The sequence below is a fragment of the Hubeiibacter jixunmingi genome, assembly GCF_041928215.1.
GTDB lineage: Bacteria > Pseudomonadota > Gammaproteobacteria > Pseudomonadales > Moraxellaceae > Acinetobacter.
In genome coordinates, this window is record NZ_JBHFHK010000031.1 from 1 (window position 1) to 24099 (window position 24099).

At 38.8% G+C, this 24099-nt stretch carries 20 protein-coding genes, 1 other RNA gene and 2 pseudogenes; 10 read left to right on the forward strand and 13 right to left on the reverse strand.

Annotated features, from left to right (window positions below):
• The first annotated feature begins 127 nt into the window (after positions 1–127).
• A complete protein-coding gene (locus ACEYX7_RS06325; RefSeq protein WP_374900325.1) occupies positions 128–670 on the forward strand; it encodes a GmrSD restriction endonuclease domain-containing protein in 543 nt (180 codons plus the stop codon).
• 144 nt (positions 671–814) lie between these two features.
• Here ACEYX7_RS06325 and ACEYX7_RS06330 read toward each other — a convergent pair whose 3' ends face one another.
• The 8 genes and pseudogenes from ACEYX7_RS06330 to carA form a co-directional block, all read right to left on the reverse strand.
• Complete coding sequence (locus tag ACEYX7_RS06330; RefSeq protein ID WP_374804137.1) at positions 815–2317, reverse strand: CoA-acylating methylmalonate-semialdehyde dehydrogenase; 1503 nt, start codon at positions 2315–2317, stop codon at positions 815–817.
• Between the two features lie 79 nt (positions 2318–2396).
• Positions 2397–3758: an omega-aminotransferase AptA gene (aptA, locus tag ACEYX7_RS06335; RefSeq protein WP_465249753.1), complete on the reverse strand. Its 1362-nt coding sequence runs from the start codon at positions 3756–3758 to the stop codon at positions 2397–2399.
• A gap of 644 nt (positions 3759–4402) precedes the next feature.
• Complete coding sequence (locus ACEYX7_RS06340) at positions 4403–4963, reverse strand: hypothetical protein (protein WP_374900326.1); 561 nt, start codon at positions 4961–4963, stop codon at positions 4403–4405.
• Between the two features lie 87 nt (positions 4964–5050).
• On the reverse strand, positions 5051–8272 hold the full coding sequence (carB, locus tag ACEYX7_RS06345) for a carbamoyl-phosphate synthase large subunit (RefSeq protein WP_374804141.1): 3222 nt from the start codon (positions 8270–8272) through the stop codon (positions 5051–5053).
• 121 nt (positions 8273–8393) lie between these two features.
• Positions 8394–9143 (reverse strand): hypothetical protein, encoded by a 750-nt coding sequence (locus tag ACEYX7_RS06350; protein WP_374806950.1) that lies wholly within the window; start codon positions 9141–9143, stop codon positions 8394–8396.
• Positions 9143–9928, reverse strand: a complete 786-nt coding sequence (locus ACEYX7_RS06355) for a hypothetical protein (RefSeq protein ID WP_374804145.1) — start codon at positions 9926–9928, stop codon at positions 9143–9145. Before ACEYX7_RS06355 ends, ACEYX7_RS06350 begins: the two co-directional genes overlap by 1 nt.
• 134 nt (positions 9929–10062) lie before the next feature.
• Positions 10063–10573 (reverse strand): annotated as a pseudogene (locus ACEYX7_RS06360) (isoprenylcysteine carboxyl methyltransferase family protein).
• Positions 10570–11727, reverse strand: coding sequence for a glutamine-hydrolyzing carbamoyl-phosphate synthase small subunit (carA, locus tag ACEYX7_RS06365; RefSeq protein WP_374804147.1), 1158 nt, complete (start codon positions 11725–11727; stop codon positions 10570–10572). The pseudogene ACEYX7_RS06360 and the gene carA overlap by 4 nt, the downstream one beginning before the upstream one ends.
• Before the next feature lie 339 nt (positions 11728–12066).
• On the opposite strand from carA, the gene tsaE reads away from it, so the two are divergent.
• From tsaE to hfq, 4 genes are all read left to right on the forward strand, one after another.
• The gene (tsaE, locus tag ACEYX7_RS06370) at positions 12067–12540 is read left to right on the forward strand and encodes a tRNA (adenosine(37)-N6)-threonylcarbamoyltransferase complex ATPase subunit type 1 TsaE (RefSeq protein WP_374806951.1); all 474 of its coding nucleotides are present in this window, start codon (positions 12067–12069) and stop codon (positions 12538–12540) included.
• A gap of 52 nt (positions 12541–12592) precedes the next feature.
• On the forward strand, positions 12593–14548 hold the full coding sequence (gene mutL / locus ACEYX7_RS06375) for a DNA mismatch repair endonuclease MutL (protein ID WP_374806952.1): 1956 nt from the start codon (positions 12593–12595) through the stop codon (positions 14546–14548).
• Complete coding sequence (gene miaA / locus ACEYX7_RS06380; RefSeq protein WP_374804153.1) at positions 14549–15493, forward strand: tRNA (adenosine(37)-N6)-dimethylallyltransferase MiaA; 945 nt, start codon at positions 14549–14551, stop codon at positions 15491–15493. It begins immediately after the preceding gene.
• Positions 15494–15572: 79 nt separating this feature from the next.
• Positions 15573–16106 (forward strand): RNA chaperone Hfq, encoded by a 534-nt coding sequence (hfq, locus tag ACEYX7_RS06385; protein ID WP_374806953.1) that lies wholly within the window; start codon positions 15573–15575, stop codon positions 16104–16106.
• Between the two features lie 230 nt (positions 16107–16336).
• Here the strand turns inward: hfq and aroC are convergent, their stop codons facing one another.
• From aroC to ACEYX7_RS06410, 5 genes are all read right to left on the reverse strand, one after another.
• Positions 16337–17425, reverse strand: a complete 1089-nt coding sequence (gene aroC / locus ACEYX7_RS06390; RefSeq protein ID WP_374804157.1) for a chorismate synthase — start codon at positions 17423–17425, stop codon at positions 16337–16339.
• A 425-nt stretch (positions 17426–17850) separates the two neighbouring features.
• Positions 17851–18489, reverse strand: a complete 639-nt coding sequence (locus ACEYX7_RS06395) for a 5-formyltetrahydrofolate cyclo-ligase (RefSeq protein WP_374804159.1) — start codon at positions 18487–18489, stop codon at positions 17851–17853.
• A 37-nt stretch (positions 18490–18526) separates the two neighbouring features.
• Positions 18527–18710: non-coding RNA, 6S RNA (gene ssrS / locus ACEYX7_RS06400), on the reverse strand.
• Between the two features lie 179 nt (positions 18711–18889).
• Complete coding sequence (locus tag ACEYX7_RS06405; protein WP_374804161.1) at positions 18890–19180, reverse strand: cell division protein ZapA; 291 nt, start codon at positions 19178–19180, stop codon at positions 18890–18892.
• Between the two features lie 46 nt (positions 19181–19226).
• Positions 19227–19742, reverse strand: a complete 516-nt coding sequence (locus ACEYX7_RS06410) for a hypothetical protein (RefSeq protein ID WP_374804163.1) — start codon at positions 19740–19742, stop codon at positions 19227–19229.
• 60 nt (positions 19743–19802) lie between these two features.
• Here ACEYX7_RS06410 and ACEYX7_RS06415 point away from each other — a divergent pair.
• From ACEYX7_RS06415 to ACEYX7_RS06435, 5 genes and pseudogenes are all read left to right on the forward strand, one after another.
• Positions 19803–20402: pseudogene (locus ACEYX7_RS06415) on the forward strand (UPF0149 family protein); the annotation flags it as partial.
• A 256-nt stretch (positions 20403–20658) separates the two neighbouring features.
• Entirely contained in the window at positions 20659–21558 is a 900-nt protein-coding gene (locus ACEYX7_RS06420) for a DMT family transporter (RefSeq protein ID WP_374804165.1), read from the forward strand.
• Between the two features lie 91 nt (positions 21559–21649).
• The gene (gene pepP, locus ACEYX7_RS06425) at positions 21650–22990 is read left to right on the forward strand and encodes a Xaa-Pro aminopeptidase (RefSeq protein WP_374804173.1); all 1341 of its coding nucleotides are present in this window, start codon (positions 21650–21652) and stop codon (positions 22988–22990) included.
• A gap of 87 nt (positions 22991–23077) precedes the next feature.
• Entirely contained in the window at positions 23078–23596 is a 519-nt protein-coding gene (locus ACEYX7_RS06430) for a hypothetical protein (RefSeq protein WP_374900328.1), read from the forward strand.
• A gap of 38 nt (positions 23597–23634) precedes the next feature.
• The gene (locus ACEYX7_RS06435) at positions 23635–23982 is read left to right on the forward strand and encodes a lysozyme inhibitor LprI family protein (RefSeq protein WP_374900329.1); all 348 of its coding nucleotides are present in this window, start codon (positions 23635–23637) and stop codon (positions 23980–23982) included.
• Positions 23983–24099: the final 117 nt, after the last annotated feature.

Here is a 24099-nt window from a genome sequence, read left to right on the forward strand (position 1 = left end):
CATTGGGCATCAGTAAGTGTTAGTCTATTCATATAATCAGAATAACTGATTTTCTTTGTATGTCAACACACCCTATATTATTAGAACGGCAATTAGACAAACTTTTAGTGGACAGCCAGACAATATCTTGAAGCCTATCCGTGACTTAATTAAAGCTACAGATTGTGATAGCTTTCCTTTACAGTTAATCATTGATAAATTAAAAAAAGAGCATGTTAACAAGTCTATCAGTTTTGAAAATGATTCTGATTTCAACGTTGTTACAGACTTAAAATATGGTAAACCTGTAACATATCTTGTTCTAGCTTTACTAGCGGAAGGTAGAAACCCAAATAATATTTATCATCAAGACCATGTTTTTGCTCAATCTTTATTTAACAGTAGAAATATAGATAAATTAAATTTATCTTCAGAAGATAAGCAAAAGTTTGAGGATAAAAAGAATACATTGGCAAATATTCAACTATTGCAAGGTAACGATAATCAGAGTAAATCTGATAAGGATTTTAAAACATGGTTGAACGAAAGATATGCTGATGACGTACAAAGAAAAGCTTTCTTTGTCAGCCAGCATATTCCTAGTGACCATAGTCTAGAGTTTGCAGATTTTATTGAATTTATTGAGAAAAGAGAAGCATTAATTATTGAATCAATCAAAAAACTTTTGTAGCTTGAATATATAATCTAGGTACAATAGTTAGAAAGAAAAGGTGAATAAAAATTAATCCATTTATTAATAGAATGACCTTAGACGCTTTGCAAAAAAAAGCGAGAATTCAAAATTCTCGCCTTTTACTGCTTATAACGATTTTAATTAACCATTACTTGGAAAGCTAAATTGTGTACCTTCACGCACGCCACTACTTGGCCAACGTTGAGTAATGGTCTTACGCTTGGTATAGAAACGCACCGCATCAGGACCATAAGCATGTAAGTCACCGAACAAACTACGTTTCCAACCACCAAAGCTATGATACGCCACAGGCACAGGTAACGGCACATTCACGCCAACCATACCAACTTGAATATGGGTAGTGAAATAACGTGCTGCTTCACCATCACGGGTAAAGATACACGTACCATTGCCATATTCATGGGCATCAATCATATCCATGGCTTCTTGTAATGATTTGACACGCACAATGCCTAGCACAGGGCCAAAGATTTCTTCTTGATAAATCACCATGCCAGTTTTGACGTTATCGAATAGACAAGGGCCTAAGAAATAACCATTTTCATGACCTTCGACCACCAAGTCACGACCATCTACCACCAAAGTCGCACCTTCTTTGATACCTTGCTCTACATAGCCTTTGACTTTTTCAAAATGTGCTTTAGTGATTAAAGGACCCATGTCAGCCGTGCGGTCTGTACCGACACCGACTTTCATTTTGGCAATTTCTACTTGTAATTTGCTAGATAGCTTATCAGCAACATCATCGCCAACACATACCGCCAAAGGCACAGCCATACAACGCTCACCACACGAACCATACGCGGCACCCATCAAAGCAGATACCGCATTGTCAAGGTCAGCATCAGGCATCACCACAGCATGATTTTTTGCACCGCCTAGGGCTTGTACACGCTTGCCATTAGCACAACCCGTGTTATACACATATTCAGCAATAGGCGTTGAACCGACAAAGCTGACCGCTTTAATGCGTTTATCAGTCAATAGGAAATCGACCGCTTCTTTGTCACCTTGTACGACGTTTAACACGCCTGCTGGTAAGCCCGCTTGCAATGCCAATTCCGCAACAAATAGCGTACTTGATGGGTCACGTTCAGATGGTTTTAAGATAAAGGTATTACCACAAACTACCGCCATTGGCCACATCCACAATGGCACCATCACAGGGAAGTTAAATGGCGTAATACCAGCCACCACGCCTAAAGGTTGGAATTCACTCCAAGAGTCGATTTGCGGGCCGACGTTTTTGCTGTGTTCGCCTTTAAGTAGTTCTGTTGCAAAGCCCGCATATTCGACATTTTCCATACCACGTTGTAGTTCGCCCATGGCATCAGGAATGACTTTACCGTGTTCATCGGCAATCAATTCGCAGATTTTTTCCGCATTTTGTTCAAGCAATACTTTAAAGCGTTGCATCACTTGGGCACGTTTTGCCGGTGGCGTATCACGCCAAGCAGGGAAAGCTTTTTGAGCAGACTCAACTGCTGCTTCTAAGGTTGCCAAGTCAGCCAAACGTACATTTTTAGTCGTTTCGCCTGTTGCAGGGTTAAATACCGCTTGTTGGCGTTCACCACCGTCCACACGTTTGCCATCAATCAAATGGGTAATCATGGTATTGCTCATCGTCTATTCCTTTCATCATTTTAAGACTGTATATTCATGGTGTTATAGAAAATACAGTCGCTCATACATTCAGTTAAGCTTAATCAATTTCATGCAAAGTTTCGCCTAAGGCATTGATTAATGAATCAATTTCTTCACGACTTACTGCAAATGGTGGTGCAAGCTGAATGGTATCGCCACCATAACGCACATAAAAACCTTTGTCCCACATCTTCATGGCGATTTCATACGGGCGTTTCGCTGGTTCACCTGTAACAGCATTGATTGTCAAGCCAGCAGCTAAACCAAAGTTACGAATGTCAGCAATGTGCGGTTCGCCACGTAAGTCGTGCACTGCTTGCTCGAAATAAGGTGCAATATCCGTCACTTGTTGTGGGGCATTGTAACGCTCTAATAAGTCAATGGTCGCTAAGCCTGCTGCACACGCCACAGGGTGAGCAGAATAGGTATAGCCATGAGCAAACTCGAGCATATAGTCAGGACGACCACCATTTGCCATAAATGCATCATAAATTTCTTGTTTGGCGACGACTACACCTAAAGGCTGTGCACCGTTGGTGATTTGTTTTGCCATATTCAAAATATCTGGCGTTACGCCAAAGGCTTCTGCACCTGTCCAAGCACCTGAGCGACCAAAACCACTGATCACTTCATCAAAAATCAACAAAATATCATGTTGATCGCAGATTTCACGAAGACGTTTTAAATAATTTTTTGGTGGAATTACTACACCTGCCGCGCCTGAAAATGGCTCAACAATCACCGCTGCGATATTTGATGCATCGTGTAGTGTAATTAAATCCAATAAACGATTTGCTAACTCTTCACCGCCTTCAGCTTGCCCTTTGATAAATGAACCTGCTGGAGGCTGAGTATGTGGCAAGTGGTCGGCATCAATACCTTGACCAAACATTTTACGGTTTCCACCAATACCGCCCACGGAGATACCACCAAAATTTACACCGTGGTAGCCCTTTTCACGACCAATCAATAAACTCTTACCTGGCTTACCACGCAAACGCCAGTACGCACGTGCCATTTTCAATGCTGTATCTGCTGATTCTGAGCCAGATCCTGTAAAAAATACACGATTTAAGCCCGTAGGAACGTGTTCAATAATTTTATTGGCTAATGCAAAAGAGCCTGCATGACCAAACTGGAAAGCAGGTGCATAATCTAAACCTGAGGCAGCTTTAGCGATGGCTTGGGCGATTTCTGGATTTCCATGTCCTAAACCACAGCACCATAGACCTGACAAGCCATCAAAGATACGGCGACCATCTTCGGTTAAATAATAATGACCTTGTGCTGCGGCAATCATACGTGGCTTGGCTTTAAAATCACGGTTGCCTGTAAATGGCATCCAGTGTGCTGCCAAAAAATCACTTGAACGGTCATTGCCTAAATGGCTAAAAGGTTGTTCAAAAGGACGGTTATCCATTTTATCGTCTCCAAAATTAAAATTACGAAAACAAACAGATGATGAAAAGTTTGATCTATCAAACACAAAAGCTTTCCAATCTGCACAAAAATCTATGACATCATACGTGATATCTACATGTTATAGTCATTGCAAATAGAAATAGCGACCATTTTGGGCTAAGACAAAGGCATGTTGTTTTGGATTTGACTCGTCCTTGGAGGATTTTCTACAAATTTGACTATACAAATTAATATTTCATAAATTGGTGAATTTAGCAACCAAAAAAATGAAAGAATACGTAAATTTATTTGGTCGGTGAGGTTGGTGATATGGGTAGCGGAGAGTAGGGCAAGTACTCATCACAAATGTTCTATATGCTTAGAGCATATGATATTTGAAGTGAGTTTGGGATAAGTTTAAATATAAGTGTTTGATTTTATGTAAAATTTTTTAATTCAGATGTAGGATGCGTCTTACGCACCTTTCAGAAAACGGCATTAAAATGGTGTGTCTTGCGAAACAATGTTTCTCACACCCTACTTCTTTAAAATCATATAATTACAACAAAAACATACCTTTTAAAACCAAACTCACGTTATTTAAGGTGAGGCTAAGTTTAACTAGCATAGGCTTTAGATAAATTTAACTATAATGCTTTTACCCTAGTACCAATCAAAAAACTTTTGTTTAATATCACGCAATTCAATGTGTTGCTGTGGGTTTTCAGCATTGAATTGAAAATTTTGCCAAGCTTGTTGAATAATATCTGCTACTTGTCGGCTATTTAAAGCGTATTTTTCTACTCTAAAATTATGTAGTGGATATTCTTTATACTTCATATTGAAAGTAAGTTTGTGTTTAAAAATAATCGTCATAACTGGGTGCTTTGTATCCAAATGAAAATTAATTGCTTTAACATCACGAAAATTAATTACTTGGTATTCCCTTTTTATTGGATTAAGTAAACTGATTTTATCTGATTCTACAATAATATTTGCCAAATTATTTAAGCTTGGTATTAATGTAAAGCAACCTACCAATAACATGGATAACATCATGATAAATTGCATGAATTTTGGTAATTCACCACGCGAGTTTTGAGGGAAATAATCAAAAAATATTTCCATAAAAAATCCAATAGCACATATAAAACACATTATGGTGACAAAAATCATTAACGGTTTTCGCCAGTAAAATTTAATTGGATAATGTAATTTTTGCATTATCTTTTTCTCCTTGATTTATATTGAAAAAAACCGCCTTAACTAAATAATTAAAGCGGTTTTATTACTCACAATCTATCGCTTAGATTATAAATCTTGCAAACGATAAACATCTAAAGTATCGTCACTGGTCAAGGCTTGATATACCGCATCTGCACCATTGATGGTGGTGGTTGAATGCACCTTAGCTTGTAATGCAGAACGACGAATGGTAAACGAATCTTGATGAGCTTGTTTGCCTTCAGTAGTGTTGATAATAAACTGAATTTCGCCATTTTTGATCATATCTACGATATGCGGACGACCTTCATTGACCTTATTGACACGTTGGCAATCTACACCTGCCTCAGCAAGCACTTTATAAGTACCACCAGTCGCCACCAATTTATAGCCAAGCTCACTGAATTTCTTCGCCAATTTCACCGCTTGTGGCTTATCAGAGTCACGTACAGATAAGAAAATAGTTTTGATATCGCCATCTTTTGGTAACTCAGGCAAACGATCATTCGCACCCAATACTGCCTTGTGATAGGCTTCACCAAAAGTTTTACCAACACCCATCACTTCGCCTGTAGATTTCATTTCAGGCCCAAGCACAGGATCTACACCAGGGAATTTAGCAAATGGGAATACTGCTTCTTTTACTGAGAAATGTGTTGGGATAATTTCCGCAGTGAAGTTTTGCGATTGCAATGACTGACCTGCCATACAACGTGCGGCAATTTTCGCCAATGATGTACCAATACATTTTGAGACAAATGGTACAGTACGTGACGCACGTGGATTCACTTCTAAGATGTACACTTCATTATCTTTGACTGCAAATTGCACGTTCATCAAACCAATTACGCCCAATTCTTTTGCCATAGCAATAGTTTGACGACGCATTTCATCTTGGATATCTTGGCTTAATGAATATGGCGGAATCGAACAAGCTGAGTCACCAGAGTGCACGCCTGCTTGCTCAATATGTTGCATAATACCGCCAATCACCACTTCTTTGCCGTCCGATACACAGTCCACATCGACTTCAATCGCATCATCTAAGAAACGGTCTAATAATACTGGTGCTTCATTAGATGCCTGTACCGCTTCACGTAAATAACGTTTTAATTCATCTTCGTTATAAACGATTTCCATCGCACGACCGCCCAATACATAAGATGGACGTACCACCAATGGATAGCCAACTTTTGCTGCTTCGCTAAAGCCTTCTTCAGCCGATTTCACAATGCTGTTATTTGGCTGACGTAAATTCAATTTTTGAATCATTTGTTGAAAACGTTCACGGTCTTCCGCACGGTCAATCGCTTCAGGGCTAGTACCAATGATTGGCACGCCTGCTTCTTCCAAAGCTCGAGCCAATTTCAATGGCGTTTGACCACCATATTGTACAATTACGCCTTTTGGCTTTTCAGTACGTACGATTTCTAGTACATCTTCTGCGGTAATCGGTTCAAAGAATAAACGGTCTGATGTATCATAATCGGTAGAAACCGTTTCAGGGTTACAGTTCACCATGATGGTTTCATAGCCATCTTCACGCATTGCAAGTGCCGCGTGTACACAGCAATAGTCAAATTCAATACCTTGACCAATACGGTTTGGACCGCCACCGATGACCATGATTTTGTCTTTGTCAGATGGATTGGCTTCACATTCTTCATCATAAGTTGAATACATATAAGCAGTATTTGATGCAAATTCAGCCGCACACGTATCAACACGTTTATACACTGGATAAATGCCCAAGTTCCAACGTTGCTTACGGAATTGTTTTTCTGATACGCCCATCAAATTGGCAATACGCAAATCTGATAAACCTTTACGTTTAAAGGCACGGATGTTTTCAGCCGTCAAATCACCAAAACCTAAAGTTTTGATTTGGTTTTCAGTATTGATAATGTCTTGAATTTGAATCAAGAACCAAGGGTCAATTTTAGTCGCTTCAAACACTTCATCTAGGCTAAAACCGTGACGGAATGCGTCTGCCACATACCAAATACGCTCAGGGCCTGGTACTTTGAGTTCGACCAAGATTTTATCTTTGACATTTTCAACATCACTTGTGATTTTTTCATCAAAACCACATACACCAACTTCTAAGCCACGCAATGCTTTTTGTACAGACTCTTGGAAATTACGACCAATCGCCATCACTTCACCGACTGACTTCATTTGTGTAGTCAATACTGGCTCAGCTTGTGGGAATTTTTCAAAGTTAAAACGTGGAATTTTGGTCACAACATAGTCAATTGATGGTTCAAATGATGCAGGGGTGACACCGCCTGTAATATCATTTTTCAATTCATCAAGCGTATAACCCACGGCTAATTTAGCAGCGACTTTGGCAATTGGGAAACCTGTTGCTTTTGATGCCAATGCAGATGAACGTGATACACGTGGGTTCATCTCGATCACCACCATACGACCATCTTTTGGATTGATACCAAACTGAACATTTGAACCGCCTGTTTCTACACCGATTTCACGTAATACCGCAATCGACGCATTACGCATGATTTGATATTCTTTATCAGTCAAAGTTTGTGCAGGGGCAACGGTAATCGAGTCGCCTGTGTGTACGCCCATTGGGTCAAAGTTTTCAATAGCACAGACGATGATACAGTTATCATTTTTGTCACGTACCACTTCCATTTCGTACTCTTTCCAACCGATTAAGCTTTCGTCAATCAATAGTTGGTGAGTAGGGGATAAGTCAAAACCACGCTCACAGATTTCTAAAAATTCTTCACGGTTATAGGCGATACCACCACCTGAACCACCCATAGTGAATGATGGACGGATAATCACAGGGAAACCAAAACGAGCCTGAATTTCTAATGCTTCATCCATGGTTTCGGCAACCGCAGCGCGCGGGCATTCCAAGCCAATTTTACGCATTGCTTGGTCGAATAATTTACGGTCTTCAGCTTTTTCGATGGCATCTTTGGTTGCACCAATCAGCTCTACGCCATATTTTTCTAATACACCATGTTCATCCAAAGCCAAAGCACAGTTCAATGCTGTTTGTCCGCCCATGGTCGGCAATACCGCATCTGGGCGTTCTTTTTCAATGATTTTTGCAACAGTTTGCCAAGTGATCGGCTCAATATAGGTCGCATCCGCCATAGATGGATCGGTCATGATGGTCGCTGGGTTTGAATTGACCAAAATAACACGGTAGCCTTCTTCGCGTAACGCTTTACAGGCTTGTGCACCTGAGTAGTCAAATTCACAGGCTTGACCAATAACAATCGGTCCTGCACCAATAATTAAAATAGATTTAATGTCGCTACGCTTTGGCATGCTGTCTTTCCCAGTGATTAAAAAATGCAAATTAAGCTATTCTACCATAATACACATATTTTTTCATTATAAAAAAATGTCGAGTGCGTATTTAAGGTGCAAATTTAATTTTAAAATGAATTTAATTTTTACGTTTTGCATGCAGATCTTGATATGTCTGTTTCCAAAAATTCTTGTGACAATCATTAATGACTTTTTGGCTATAAATCGACATTGGACTGGCTTTCGGTAGGCTTTTATCTGCTTCAAAAGGTGTATTGGCAAGACTTAAACCCAATAAATTTAGCAAAGGCTGACGGCTTGATTCATCCATAAATGATTCGGATTTATCTTGCCATTGTTCTTCAGGCGTATTTGCAGAAAATTGCTCTAGTTTGGTGGTGGCTTTTTTGATTTGAGCAAGGGTTTCAGCACTATTTTCAGCCATAATATCATTGACTTTAATCTTGCTAAAATCTTGCATACTTTGTTGTTGCAATTGATAATATTCTTGGCGTTTCGGTGCGGTCAAATATTCAAAATCTGCTGTAAACTGTTCTGGGCTAACGCTTAGATAATAAGATTTTAGGCTTTGTTGTAATGCGGTTTGGTAGTTTCTGGGCTGTACTTGATTGACAACGCACTGCATGATAGAAGGTTTATTTACCACATAAATTTTGATTTTTTCTAAGGATAGCGTCTTCATATCTACATTATCATAAGCATAAGGGCTGACGATACTGAGCATACTATGTCTCAATAAAACGTGACTATACACTGCATGATCTACAGCGTGTTCAAATTGTTGCTTTTGCTCGGGCGTTGGCTTTACTTCTGCCTGTGCAGAACATGCAATACCCATAAAAAATAAAGAGCATAAAATTTTATTCATTAGTTTTTCACTCGCTGAAATAAATGACCATCATATTGATAAATAATACGATTTTTGCTGACATAACCCATATGATTACTTTGTGCGGTATCAAGCACGACTGGAATACTGATTTGCATCTTTTTGCTATCGACTTGAATAAAAGTATCTTCATCGTCGTTGTAAACTTGATCTATATCCATGGTGCTATATTCAAAGTTTAAACTATTTTTTAATTTACTGGTTTTAATGATATTTGCAGGAACAATTTCATCATTTTGCAGCTTCACTAAAGCAATGCTTTGGGCATGTAAACGGCTTGAGCCAATAAAAAAATGATGCAAGAGATAAATCGGAGAATCTTGATTCGGCAAATTCATTTGGCTGATTTTGCTCATGGCAGGAATACCATCATCTTGGTTGGCGATATTTTCAATTAATTTGACATTGCCTTGTTTATTTTGAATTTGTACAAGTGTAGCAAATTCATGTAATGTGCCACTATTACCAATATCCCAAGTAAATGAACGCAGTTTTTGGTCAGGGGAAAAGTGAATATTGATACCCGATACATCTTTCCAATCGCATGACCAGCTCTGATTATCACTTAAAGTGCTTTTTAGATTTTTTTCAAAAATATCGTAATATTGATCATATAAATCTTGATCATAATTTTCACCATAACTACCATATTGCCAATAATTTGCGGCATCTTGATTGATGCTTTGTGTTGCAGTATCGCAAAAGCTATTGGCAAAAATTGGGGTGGAAACAAAGATGGACAGAGTTAAGATAATTTTTTTCATATGTTTAGTTCCTTCTAAATATCGAGTATGACCAATATTCAAAATCGATGTTGCTCAATATTGATTGTTTTGAAAGTAAGAATAGTAGCCATCTTTTAGTAATTAAAAAATGACTACTTACTCTATGTTGCAGCTTAAAACAGATGTTTCATTGCTTCTTGTTCTTGTTGGATTCTAACAAATAAAATCACATAGTAAACTGGTAAACCTACTGCCAATACCCACCATGCCTGACACAATAATGCGATGCCAATCAGCTCTGGAATGATATTTAAAAAGTAATTTGGATGTTTAAAAGTCCGAAATAACCAAGAACGATTGATAGTGTGATTCGGCAAAATATAGACTTTTACCGTCCAAATTTCGCCAAGCTCTCGGATAATATAGCCTAACACCATCAAAGATAATGCAACAATAGTAGCACCTATTGCTGAAATCCAGTTAAACTGAACTTCAAAAAAAATATGCACTTGCTAAAGCTGTAAAATAATAAATGATGTGCGAAGCAGCCAATAACTTTGAGTTTTTTTCACCAATTTGTTTGGCACCAATATCAATTAATTTTTTTTCATTTTTAATTGATATTGATAAAAAGTATAACCTAATTGCAAAGAATACAGCAAACAACACTACAATTACAGTCATGCCTCTTTCTTAGCCTCCTCGATCAACTCAATAAAGTGATCAAACAGCGGTGCACAATCATGCGGGCCTGGACTTGCTTCTGGGTGACCTTGGAAACTAAACGCAGGCTTATCTGTACGTTCAATACCTTGGTTTGTACCATCAAACAATGAACGATGTGTCGCACGCACACTACTTGGCAAAGTCGCTTCATCTACCGCAAAACCATGGTTTTGAGAAGTAATCATCACAGTACCATCTTTTAGAACTTGTACAGGATGGTTTGCACCATGATGACCGTGATTCATTTTGATGGTTTTTGCACCGCTTGCCAATGCCAAAATCTGATGCCCTAAACAAATGCCAAATACTGGAATGCTTGTGGTATCAACGATGGTTTTGACCGCTTCAATGGCATAATCACACGCTGCAGGATCACCAGGACCATTTGATAAGAAAATACCATCGGGATTTAAAGCCAATACTTTTTCGGCAGGGGTTTGTGCAGGCACGACAGTCAATTTGCAACCACGGTCAGCAAGCATACGCAAGATATTGGTTTTTACACCATAGTCATATGCAACAACATGATATTTCATCTCAGGTTGAGTAAAGCCTTTGCCCAATTGCCATGAACCTTCCGTCCATTCAAAGCCGTCTTTGTCGCAACATTCTTTTGCCAAATCAAGACCATTTAAGCCTTTAAATGCTTTGGCAAGTTCAATGGCTTTTTCAGCAGTGGCATCTTCACCTGCCAAGATACAGCCGTTTTGAGCACCTTTATCACGCAAAATTCGAGTCAATTTACGGGTATCAATATCAGCAATCGCAACAACATTATGTGCAACCAAATATTCACTTAAAGATTGTTCACTACGGAAATTGCTGTGCAATAAAGGCAAATCACGGATAATCAAACCGTTCGCCCAAACCTTCTGCTCTTTACCAAGTAGGCGACCAGATTCAGTATCTTCGCTATTACAGCCAGTATTACCAATATGTGGGTAAGTCAAAGTGACCATTTGCTCAGCATAGCTTGGATCGGTCAAAATTTCTTGATAGCCAGTCATGGCAGTATTAAATACGACTTCTCCAGTCGCTTGTCCTGTTGCACCAATGGCAGTTCCTTTGAAAATCGTACCATCAGCAAGGGCGAGTATAGCAGGGACGCTCACGGCTAGCTCCTTAAATTTTAAGCGAAAAAAAAGCAAGTAGACTACAAGGTCAGAACGTCGTTCTGTCCAGCCTGCTCGCTTGTAACTTAAAAGGATATGTTACAGTAAAAGGTCTGCAAAGTCCATGATTAAAAATACAAAAGTCGCAAGTGTAAAAAAAATAACCAATTTATAAGTGGCGATAATAATTTGAATCACATACATTTTTTTCATAATCATTAAGCTTGAAGAAAAACAAGCTTTCTAGACTTGCTCTCACTTTGTTTTATCAAAACTCACTAAAATCAAAAAAAATGCTTTATAATAAAAGTCCACTTTGTTTAAAAATTATGATTTCCTATGTCGCATTTTAGCCATCGTCTTTTGAATGAACAAGATACACAACATTTTGCAAAGCAACTTGCTGAAGTCTTGCCGATAGGCGTAGTGTTTTTGATTGGGGATTTGGGAGCAGGCAAAACCACACTGACACGTTATTGGCTACAGGCTTTAGGGCATCAAGGTGCGGTAAAAAGCCCAACATATACTTTGGTTGAGCCGTATCATTTGAGTGCAGGCAATGTTTATCATTTTGACTTATACCGTTTGCAAGATCCGTATGAATTGGAATTGATGGGCTTTCGCGATTATGTCAGTGAAGAAAAGCGTTTGATGTTGATTGAGTGGCCTTCTAAAGGCGAGGGCTTTTTACCTGAGCCAGATATGACTTTAAAGTTAAGTCATGTCGAAACACAAGGGCAGAGCAGTGAGCGTACAGTAGAAATTTTTGCGAATGAACACTTAATTGAGCAACTTAAACAGCGATTAACTTAATTTTTTAACAGTCAAATTAGACACATAAACAAAAGCATAAAGCGAAATCACCATGCCAAACCAACGTGCTATCCGTCGTATCGAAACATTACAGCCTGCTCTTGCCAACCAAATTGCAGCAGGTGAGGTGATTGAGCGTCCTGCATCGGTGGTGAAAGAATTATTGGAAAATGCCATCGATGCAGGGGCGACACAGCTGACCATTCGTGTGGAGCAAGGTGGTACAAGCTTAATTGAAATCATCGACAATGGCTTTGGTATTCACCCAGATGATTTAAAATTAGCCGTGATGCGTCATGCGACCAGCAAAGTTAAAACCGCTGAAGAACTCGCCAGTATTGCCAGTTTAGGCTTTCGTGGTGAGGCGTTGGCATCGATTGTGGCAGTATCACGCTTTCGGCTGAGTAGTTGTCAAAATGATGATGGTTTGGGGTATCAATTGGATATCAACGGTGCAGCCTTACAGCATCATCAAGACTTAATACCCTGTGCCATGCAACGCGGTACGCACGTACGTGTGCAAGATTTATTTTTTAATGTGCCTGCACGACGTAAATTTTTAAAACGCCCTGCCACAGAATACCAACACATTGAGGAAGTAGTGCGACGTATGGCACTCACGCATTTTGATGTGCAACTTATTTTGGAACATAATCAACAAATTAAGCTCAATTTACCGATTGCCGATAGTGGTGCTTTGCGTTATCAACGAGTATTACAATTGCTTGGGCGTGCCTTTGCCGAAAATGCCTTTTGGCTTGATGTCGATAGCCAACATATGCAACTCACAGGTTGGTTGGGTCATCCATCGGAAGCCCGTCCGCAAGCCGATATGCAATATTTATATGTCAATGGTCGTGTAGTCAAAGACAAAACCGTCAGCCATGCTTTGCGTATGGCGTACGAGGGCATTTTGCATGGTCATCAACACGCCAGTTATTTGTTGTTTTTGGAAGTACAAGCAGAAGAATTGGATGTCAATGTGCATCCGACTAAGCATGAAATTCGTTTTTTAAATCAACGTGAAGTACATGAATTTGTAAGACATTTTGCCAAAAAAACCTTGGCACAATTACAAACTGCCCAAAGTGATTTAAGCGATGCCATGAAAATAGATGATGTGCAAACTGAACAAAATCATTTTGCCAATCCACTCAATTCGCCAATCACCGCACCACAAAATCATCTGCCACAACCACGCTATCAAGATGATTTGGCATTGCATAAGCCTAGCCAACATGACACGGCAAAAACGCATTATCAACCTGCCAGCCGTTCACCTTATACACCGCAAGCCAATCCATTAGATGCATTGCAAAAATATTTAAGTCCTATGCATGATGATGTTGATCATGGTTTAAGTCAAAGTACGACAAACATTTCCCAAAGCCAACAAAATCAACCATCACAAGCATCTGAATATCCGCTTGGTATTGCCTTGGCACAATTGCACCAAATTTATATCTTGGCACAAAATCGTGAGGGCTTGATTATTGTTGATATGCACGCTGCCCATGAACGTATCGTGTTAGAACAAATGAAAAAGGCGTGGGATAATCATGACTTTTGGCAAGCACAACAATTATTATTGCCCAAAGTGGTGAGTTTGACGGCATTGCAAATGCAACGTTTGGAAGAGTTACAGCCGATTTTATTACAACGTTTTGGGCTAGATATCGAGATTTATGGCGAACGACAAGCTCTGTTGCGTGCTGTACCTGCGATTTTGCAACAGGGTAATTTCAATCAATTATTGCCTGAAATCTTGAACGATATTGACCCGAATGATGATGTGGCAGCTTTGACCCGTAAACGAGAGCAGATTTTATCAACGATGGCGTGTCATGGTGCGGTGCGAGCCAATCGCCAATTGAGCCTTGCAGAAATGAATGCTTTGCTACGCCAGATGGAGCAGACCGAACACGCTAGTCAATGCAATCACGGTCGCCCGACTTGGCGTGCTTTTCCTTTAACCCAATTAGACAAATTATTTTCACGAGGCGAATAAATGGCTACGCAACTTCCTGTAGTGACTTTGATGGGGCCTACCGCCAGTGGTAAAACTGCTTTGGCGTGTGAGCTATATGATACTGGCAAATTTGAGCTGATTTCGGTGGATTCAGCTTTGGTCTATTGTGATATGGATATTGGTACAGCCAAGCCAAGTAAGGAAGAACAACAACGCTATCCACATCATCTAATTGATATTATTGACCCGACCGAAGTGTATTCTGTGGCAGAGTTTGTCGAAGATGCAGAAAATTTGATTGACGCCATTCATGCCCGAGGCAAAATTCCGTTATTGGTTGGTGGTACGATGCTGTATTTCAAAGGTTTATTAGAAGGTTTGGCGGATAATTTACCCAATAGTGATGCCGATGTGCGTGCCAAAATTCAACAAAAAGCCGATGAGCAAGGTTGGCAAGCTGTTTACGATGAATTGGTCAGCGTGGATGTGGTGGCAGGTCAAAAATTCAAAGTTTCGGATAAACAACGCATCATGCGTGCTTTAGAAGTATACCACTTGACTGGACGACCAATCAGCGAATTGCAGGCTGAACAGACGTGCCACAAAAACACAAAATATGATTTCGTGAACTATGCCTTATTTCCCGAAAGAAGCGAGTTGCATCAATGTATAGAAAAACGTCTAGAAATCATGTGGGAGATGGGTTTTTTGCAAGAAGTAATAAGTTTAATAGAAAAATACAATGTAAGTGAAAGTACAAATTCTATGCGTGCGGTAGGTTATCGTCAAGCATTGGATTACTTGTTGAATCAAGAAAAAAATGATAAAAATCATAATGATATGAAAGATAAGGCATTGTACGCTACGCGACAGCTCGCAAAACGTCAATACACATGGCTACGCTCATTGTCAGAAAAACATCAAATTGAAATGATTTGTAACCGAGATGAAGGAATTAAGGTCTTGCACAATCGTTTTAGATAAAGCAGAATGTACATATTCATCTTTTGTCATATTTAAGCAAATAATAGAGATGATGTTTTTTTAATTTTGGAGTTGAATAATGTCTAAAGGTCAAACTTTGCAAGATCCGTTTTTGAATTCTCTCAGAAAAGAACGCATTCCAGTTTCAATCTTTCTGGTAAACGGTATCAAATTACAAGGTCATATTGAATCTTTCGATCAATACGTTGTATTGTTGAAGAACACAGTAAGTCAAATGGTTTATAAACACGCCATTTCTACTGTTGTACCTGCACGTAACCCACGTCCTGCTGGTGCGCCAGTTGGTGCTGGTCCACAAGGTGGCTTTGGTGGTCAACCACAAGGTGGCTTTGGCGGTCAACCACAAGGTGGCTTCGGCGGTCAAGGTGGCTTCGGCGGTCAAGGTGGCTTCGGTGGTCAACCGCAAGGTGGCTTTGGTGGTCAAGGCGGCGGCTTTGGTGGTGGCTTTGGTGCTCAACCACAAGGTGGCTTTGGTGCTCAACCACAAGGTGGCTTTGGTGCTCAACCACAAGGTGGCTTTGGCGGCGTAGCTGGCGGTTATGAAGACACTAAATATGATGACGTTGATGGCGAAGACAGCAACAACCGTTAATCATATAATTTAGATTTATTGTTTTTCACAAAATATTAAATCGTGAAAGCCAAAGTCGTATTGACTTTGGCTTTTTTTATTCAATGTACAGTGTTTTGAAACTAAAATAAAACCAGCTTGCCGTTTTCGGCGTTGAGAGAGATCGTTCGCAAGAAACTATGATAGAAAACGTTACACTTTGACAAGCTCAGTGCAAACAGTTTTCTATTCCCAATTTAACACACTATAAATCACGCAATCGGATGTAACGGCATCACCACATCTGCGTTCTGTGCACGATGTCTTAAAAAATGATCCATCAATACAATCGCTAACATTGCTTCTGCAATCGGTGTTGCACGTACACCTACGCATGGATCATGACGCCCTTTTGTAATCACATCCGTGCTGTTACCTTGCAAATCTATGGTTTTGCCTGCGGTCGTAATGCTAGCAGTTGGTTTTAGAGCGATAGCCACACGAATGGTTTGACCACTAGAAATGCCACCTAAAATACCACCAGCATGATTGGATGTAAATCCTTGCGGTGTAAGCTCGTCACGGCTTTCATGTCCGAATTGCTCCGCTACAGCAAAGCCGTCGCCAATCTCTACGCCTTTGACTGCATTAATGCTCATCATCGCATGGGCAATATCCGCATCTAATCGATCGAATACTGGCTCACCCCAACCAACAGGGACATTTTCAGCAATAATTTCTAACTTTGCACCACAGCTTGTACCTTGCTCACGCAGTGAAGTCACCAGCTGTTCAAAACGTGGCACTACATCTATATCACCGCAGAAAAAAGGGTTTTGTTCTACAACTGACCAATCTAATTTTTCAGTCTTTTCAGTACCAATTTGTGTGACATGACCACGAATTAAAATACCAAATTTTCCAGCTAAATATTTTTTGGCAATCGCACCTGCTGCAACACGCATTGCTGTCTCTCGTGCTGACGAACGTCCGCCACCACGATGATCACGAAAACCATATTTTTGAGTATATGTATAATCTGCATGGTTTGGGCGAAATGTTTGGGCAATATTGCCATAATCTTTTGATTTTTGGTCTGTATTACGGATAAGCAGGCCAATCGATGTACCTGTTGTTTTACCTTCAAATACGCCAGAGATGATTTCTACTTCATCAGGTTCTTTGCGTTGGGTAGCAAATTTTGATGTACCTGGTTTGCGGCGATCTAATTCTTTTTGCAAATCGATTGCATCAATATCCAAACCAGGTGGAACACCATCTACGATCGCCATAAGACCAACACCGTGTGACTCGCCACAAGTTGTGACCGTAAAAAGTTGCCCAATTGTATTGCCAGCCATACATACCTCTGATGATTACTCTAATCTTAAGTGGAAAAAATAATGAACGAATGTATAAATGATATTTATATACATTGAGAACACATCATATATTCTATTTCATCCAATACATTGACAATATTGCTATTCAAATCAAAATTGCAGAATAAAAATATACTATTTTAAGATAAAAGACAATTAAATTCTTTGATTCATAATATAATTTAATTGGATGTAAAGGATAATTTTATAATAGCTAACGTGAAGATATAAGTAGCTTAGATAAATGTGAATATACCGCTGGAAAATAGAAATGCCAATGAAAAATTAACAATTTATGTGAATAATATTGCTGAAAGTAGATGAAAAAATTAAGATATAAAGGTTATTTCTTTTGAATATAATGCCTTAGTTTTGATGAAAGTGTATTTATAATTTATATGATTTTAAAGGTGAGAGCGAGTTTTAGAAAAATGCGGTTTAAATCGATAAAAGTGAGTAGGCGTACATACTGCATTGATATTTTCATCCCATTTTTGCTGAATTAATTTTTCTGCAACACATTGAAAATCATGGGCAAGTGCCAAACGATAAGGCAAATAAGGGTATCGACTTAGCGTACGATCATAATAACCGCCACCCATACCGACACGTTGCCCAAAGTGATCAAATAATACTAAAGGCATAATAATAATATCTAATTTTTGCGTATTTGTTGCACGTCCTAAAGCACTTTCAAACATACCTAAACGATGTTTATAAAAACGTTGTTGGCGAAGCTGATTAATACTTATTTTTTGCCAAAGTAAACGCTGATTCATTGAGCAGATTTTAGGTAAATAAACACTTTTTTTCTGTGATAATAAATAAGTGATAAATTGACGAGTAGGTATTTCACCAAAAGCATCAAGATAGATACCTATATGCTGAGCATGATTAATTTTTGCATCATTTTTTAAACGCTGTAACACTTTCTGTTCGGCTTGGCGTAATTGAAAAATAGACAATTGACGGCGTTGCTTAGCAATCAGTCTGCGTTGCTTTTTTATATCTTGAAAACGATCCGCTGTCATAGAACTTGTCATTTAAATTTCACATAGAAAATTTAACATGTAATAAAATAATGTGTCCGAGATGCCGCTACAAGTCATAGCCCTTGAAACCAGTGTTTCAAGGTGGATAGCCAAGCTCGTACCTTCGGTTTTCCATTCAAGATGGACTTACACCCAGCATAAGCATTGACCATCCTAGGGTAAAAATTATCGGCTCAGGGAAATAGACCCGTTGGCAAACACCCCAGACAAGGTCATCATAGCAAACTTTTTTGGAAAGCTCAATTTTAGTCAAAAACATTTGCTTATAGTCTGTTCACCTTTGATTTTTCTAGTATAAAATTGGGGAAGTCATCACTCCTATAAAAAAGCTTATCCGTTCAGATAAGCTTTTGATGCATAATTCAGCCGATCAGTTTGCTTGAGCTAATGCTCAGTCTGCCAAAGCCTTTTCGGTGTCTTTGACCATTTCGGCAATGACTTCTTCGCAAGCTTCGTACTGACTGATTTGTCTTTTCAGCTCATTGACTTCTTGCATTAATTGCAATGCAACGCTGACAGCAATCTTTTGGTTAATCATCCGTGGACTTGCTTCACGCATATCTTGAAATTTTTGCTCTAACATTGCACCAGCATCTTTCAACTCTTGTTGTTGATGGGCAGGGCAACCTAGCTTATAACTCTGATCTAAAAACCAAAGTTCGACTGTTGTTAAATCACTCATGGTTATGACTCATATATTGCTTGATAAAGGTAGATATATTTACAGCTTATTTTGGACTGCGTTCTACAGGGATAAGCACTTCATCCTGTTCTTGTTCGCTTAATTGGTTGAGCTGATAAACTTCACGTCCATAGTCATCTTGTGCTGTGCCAAGTACTGCCAAACGTTGGATAATTGACTCAACTTTTTGCTTAGCTTGCTCATTTTTCTTCAACAATACATCACGTTGTTGAATCAACTCTTTGATTTGCTTTTGAGCGTCAGTGTGTTGATTTTGCAAGCTTTCATGTTGTAACTTGAGCGAATTGTTTGTATTAGATAATTGATCAAAACGATTATTTAACTCATTTTGATTGTTTTCTAACGCTTGCTTTGCCTTTTGCAATTGCTGATGATCACTTTGCAACTGTTCATACTTACTCAATTTTTCAGTCAGCTCATCGACCTTTTTATTCGAAAGGGTCAATTGCTGTTGTTGATACTTTCCATACTGTCTAGCGTCATTTAATTGCTCAGCTAAGCGTCGAACTTGTTGCTGTAAGTACTGTAATTGTTTTAACATAGGCTGTCGCACTCGGGAAAACTCGATTCATAGTGCTAAGTATAGAGATTGGACAGACGAATGCAAGATGATATTAGCGGTTGGACGCTGTGGAACCAACATTTTTTTGCGGTTGAAGGGGTGAACAGCCCAAGTGAGCTCAACGGTTTACTGATTGGTTTACTTTGTGTAACTCAAGCACCAAACAAAGATGAATGGCAAATGATTTTAAGACATTTGCAAATTTCTAGTCTAGAAAATGATGCTTTGCAATTCTTGACCGAAGAAGGTGAAGACATTGCCGCAGATATTCATGACGATGAATTAGAATATTTACCTGCTTTGCCAGATGATAGCCATCCTTTGCAAAAGCGTGTACAAGCTTTGGCAGATTGGTGTAATGGTGTGGTGTTAGGTTTTGGTTTGGCATCAGGTTATGTACGTAGTGATGAAGCAGAGCTTATCGAAGGCTTGCAAGATGTGGCATCGGTAGAATACCAAGATGGTGATGACGATGAAGAAGGCGAGCAAAGTTATCAAGAGCTGTACGAGTTTGTACATTTGATTCCAATTAGTCTTTCTACAGGTCGTCAAAAAATCGCTGTAGCAGATCTACCACTGTTGCAAAAAGCAGTAAAACAACATGAAGCATCCGATGAAAAAAGCTTGATTGATGGTTTTTATGAAAACCTAGAGGCAGGTGATTTTGATGATCATCACCATCACGATCATGATCATCACCATCATCACGATGACAATGATGACGGCGTAGAAATTTATCAGCCGAAAAAGTTAAACTAGTCTGGAACACTACAGATTTAAAATCATTTTGCTTTTAAATTTGTAGTGTATTTATTTTAAATGGCTTAGCGATTATATATCTCCTTGTCGTTTGTAAATGATTGAAAATATATTTAAATATTCAAGGACGTGATCCATGTTTTATATGATTGTAGCACTTATTATTTGGGCGAGTTCTTTTACCGCTGGCAAATATGCTTACCAGATGTTTGATCCAGCGGTCGTTGTGCTATTGCGTCTAAGCATTGCTGCTGCTATCGTATTGCCATTATTTATACGTCATTATCATACTGTTGCTCCCGATTTACGCAAAAAAATGTGGGGCATTTCATTTTTAATCTTTCCGATTGGTATTTTAATGCAATTTATTGGTTTAGGTTATACCTCTGCATCCAGTGCGGTGACGGTAATCGGTACTGAACCGATATTGGTTCTGTTATTAGGTTTTTTATTATTTGGCAAAAAAGTCGCTTGGTATGATTGGATACTGAGTGTTTTGGCATTTCTGGGTATTGTCATACTGGGTCTAGGTTCACATGGTGATGGCACGGTCAGTTTATTTGGTTTAACCTTAGTATTATTGGCAGGGATTGGCTTTACCTTGAGTATCTATTTGGGACAAAGTTTTATGGAAAAAATTGCACCGAATGTATATACCTCGATCATTTTTGTACAAGGAGTCATACTTTGCTTGCCATTGGTTTTAATACTGACCAAAACATGGCAAATTCATTTCTCATGGTCGGGTTTGTTTGCGGTGATTTATTTGGGTGTGGGCTGTAGTTGGTTGGCTTACAAACTATGGAATATCGGGCTGACTAAAACTCCAACGCATATTTCGGGTATGCTTATCGCTTTAGAGCCTGTATTTGGGGTCATCATTGCCATGCTAGTATTGGGTGAACGAATGAATACCTTAATGGCTTTGGGTAGCGTATTGGTGATTGGTTCTGCGATGGCTTCGACGATTATTCCGATTTTATTAGAGCGTTATGGCAATAAGCCTAAAGCACAGATTGACAATCAAACACAGTAGTAATAAGGTAAGAAAAATTTTGATTGTACCTATGCAAATCAAAATGTCATAAACACGTTGAGGAATAAACGAAATGTCTATAGATCTAAAGATCAAGTTGCCAGTTTTAAATGCAGAAGATTTTAAACAACGCCGTGCTAAGCTCGCCAAAAAAATGGGAAAAAATAGCGTAGCCATTATTGCAACACGTGCAGAAATGCTGCGTAATGGCGATGCTGATTATAAATATCGTGCCGAAAGTAGTTTCTATTATCTAACAGGTTTTGCTGAGCCTGAAGCGGTGGCGGTATTGAGTACAGATAATACAGGCAAATTAGACTATATTTTATTCTGCCGTGAACGTAATCGTGATATGGAAATTTGGAATGGTTATCGGGCGGGTTTGGCTGGTGCGGTAGAAGATTATCATGCCGATCAAGCATTTGCGATTACTGATTTAGACCAAGAGATTTTACAATTTATTCAAAATAAAGATAAGCTGTATTATCGCTTTGGTAAAGACCATGCTTTTGATCATAAAGTTACGACATGGTGTAAAGCGTTATATGATCAACATCGTCAAGGGGTGCACGCTGCAAAAAGTATTATTCCACTAGATAGCATTTTGGATGAAATGCGGGTGATTAAATCTAAAAAAGAATTAGATTTGATGCGTGCTGCGGCAAAAATCAGTGCCAAAGCCCATTTATATGCCATGCAAAAAATCCGTCCAAATATGATGGAATATCAGCTTGAAGCAGAAATCAATTATATATTTGGACAATATGGTTGTGTGCCATCTTATAATAGTATCGTCGGTGGTGGAGCAAATGGCTGTATTTTACATTATGTCGAAAATAATCAAGCTTTAAAATCAGGCGATTTGGTTTTGATTGATGCAGGTTGTGAATATCAACATTATGCAGGCGATATTACTCGTACTTTCCCTGTAAATGGTAAATTTACTGCAGAACAAAAAGCAGTTTATGAAGTGGTGTTAAATGCCGAATTGGCAGCCATTGAACAAGTTAAACTGGGCAATCATTATCGTAAACCACATGAAACCACAGTAAAAATTTTGACAGAAGGTTTGATTGATTTGGGCTTACTCAAAGGTGAGCTAAATGAATTGATTGAAACTGAAAAATATCGTCAATTCTTTATGCATGGTACGGGGCATTGGCTGGGTATGGATGTGCATGACGTAGGCGATTATAAAAATGATGCAGGCGAATGGCGTGCTTATGAAAATAATATGGTGGTGACCATTGAACCGGGTTTATATATTGCTCCAGATGACATGACAGTAGATGAAAAATGGCGTGGTATCGGTATTCGTATTGAAGATGATATCGTGGTGCGTGGTGATAATCCTGAAAATATGACTGTGGATGCCATTAAGACCATTGCTGATATTGAGTATTTCATGGCAGAACATACGTGCAAAAGCTAAAATTTTTTAAAATCGCTTTATTGTTTTTGGGTAGCATTTGTGCATCATATAGCTATGCTGAGATAAAACCATCTCAGCCTGTGTTATATGAAAAATCACCAAATCACCAAATCACCAAATCAGCAATTAAAGTTTTATAAAGATAATAACTGTCAGCAATATGAATTTTGTCAGGTTTATTATCAACTAGACAAACAACCATTAAAAAAATTTCTTGCATTAAAATATCCAGAAGATATTATTTGGCATGATAATTCGGCACAGATTCATTTTTCGGTGGGCAGTTATACGTCTACTGATTTTTTTATTGATGCTCAAAAAGGCATTTATAGTCGAGATAATGTAATCTTATTTGATGCAAAAAATCAATGTGTCTTAGCACAATATGGCGATAAAGGTTTGGCATTTTATCGCTTACATCAGAATAAACCTGTACACATTTTAAATTTGGTAAAATTGGGTTTTGATAAAAATGCCAGTTTTGTTTTATCGGCAATTAATAGTGATGACACATTAACCTATGTAAAAAATGGCAATTTTATTGTCAATTATGAACATCAAAAACAAGGTCAGGTGAGTAAAACATTTACCCAGCCTTGTCAGTAAATTTTAAATGGTGAAATGATGAAAAATTAACAATCAAAATGTCGTTTGCAGTATTAGGATTGGGTTTATCGAGCTTAACTTTTGCAAATTGTGATTTTGGCAATGTCTATGAAGATTTGCAATGTTATGAAAAGCAATTTTCCCAAGCCAAAGTACAGCTGAATAAAACCTATCAAAAGCTTTATCAGCAACAAAATACCAACACACAACAAGCATTAGAACAATCACAAACCGCATGGCTGAATTATCGTGATAAGCAATGTAATGGCTTGATGGGGGCAATCGGTAGTGAAGCACAAGGGGCTGGTAGTGGCTTGATTGTTACATCGTGCTTGGCTGAAATGACGACTGAGCGTAGTAAAACTTTAGCTGAGTTGTTAGACTAGATTGTGTTAGAATCACTCTGTAGATGAAATGTGTCCCAAACTAGGGCGTGTTGACAATTAACGCAAATTGATTATTGTTGCAGCCAGATAGATATTAGCAGCAAAAGATTCATCGGT

Coding starts and splice junctions, on each gene's coding strand:
- ACEYX7_RS06330 (WP_374804137.1), bottom strand. CDS start 2,317: ATGAGCAATACCATGATTACCCATTTGATTGATGGCAAACGTGTGGAC.
- aptA (WP_465249753.1), bottom strand. CDS start 3,758: ATGGATAACCGTCCTTTTGAACAACCTTTTAGCCATTTAGGCAATGAC.
- ACEYX7_RS06340 (WP_374900326.1), bottom strand. CDS start 4,963: ATGCAAAAATTACATTATCCAATTAAATTTTACTGGCGAAAACCGTTA.
- carB (WP_374804141.1), bottom strand. CDS start 8,272: ATGCCAAAGCGTAGCGACATTAAATCTATTTTAATTATTGGTGCAGGA.
- ACEYX7_RS06350 (WP_374806950.1), bottom strand. CDS start 9,143: ATGAATAAAATTTTATGCTCTTTATTTTTTATGGGTATTGCATGTTCT.
- ACEYX7_RS06355 (WP_374804145.1), bottom strand. CDS start 9,928: ATGAAAAAAATTATCTTAACTCTGTCCATCTTTGTTTCCACCCCAATT.
- tsaE (WP_374806951.1), top strand. CDS start 12,067: ATGTCGCATTTTAGCCATCGTCTTTTGAATGAACAAGATACACAACAT.
- mutL (WP_374806952.1), top strand. CDS start 12,593: ATGCCAAACCAACGTGCTATCCGTCGTATCGAAACATTACAGCCTGCT.
- miaA (WP_374804153.1), top strand. CDS start 14,549: ATGGCTACGCAACTTCCTGTAGTGACTTTGATGGGGCCTACCGCCAGT.
- hfq (WP_374806953.1), top strand. CDS start 15,573: ATGTCTAAAGGTCAAACTTTGCAAGATCCGTTTTTGAATTCTCTCAGA.
- aroC (WP_374804157.1), bottom strand. CDS start 17,425: ATGGCTGGCAATACAATTGGGCAACTTTTTACGGTCACAACTTGTGGC.
- ACEYX7_RS06395 (WP_374804159.1), bottom strand. CDS start 18,489: ATGACAAGTTCTATGACAGCGGATCGTTTTCAAGATATAAAAAAGCAA.
- ACEYX7_RS06405 (WP_374804161.1), bottom strand. CDS start 19,180: ATGAGTGATTTAACAACAGTCGAACTTTGGTTTTTAGATCAGAGTTAT.
- ACEYX7_RS06410 (WP_374804163.1), bottom strand. CDS start 19,742: ATGTTAAAACAATTACAGTACTTACAGCAACAAGTTCGACGCTTAGCT.
- ACEYX7_RS06420 (WP_374804165.1), top strand. CDS start 20,659: ATGTTTTATATGATTGTAGCACTTATTATTTGGGCGAGTTCTTTTACC.
- ACEYX7_RS06430 (WP_374900328.1), top strand. CDS start 23,078: ATGAAAAATCACCAAATCACCAAATCACCAAATCAGCAATTAAAGTTT.
- ACEYX7_RS06435 (WP_374900329.1), top strand. CDS start 23,635: ATGTCGTTTGCAGTATTAGGATTGGGTTTATCGAGCTTAACTTTTGCA.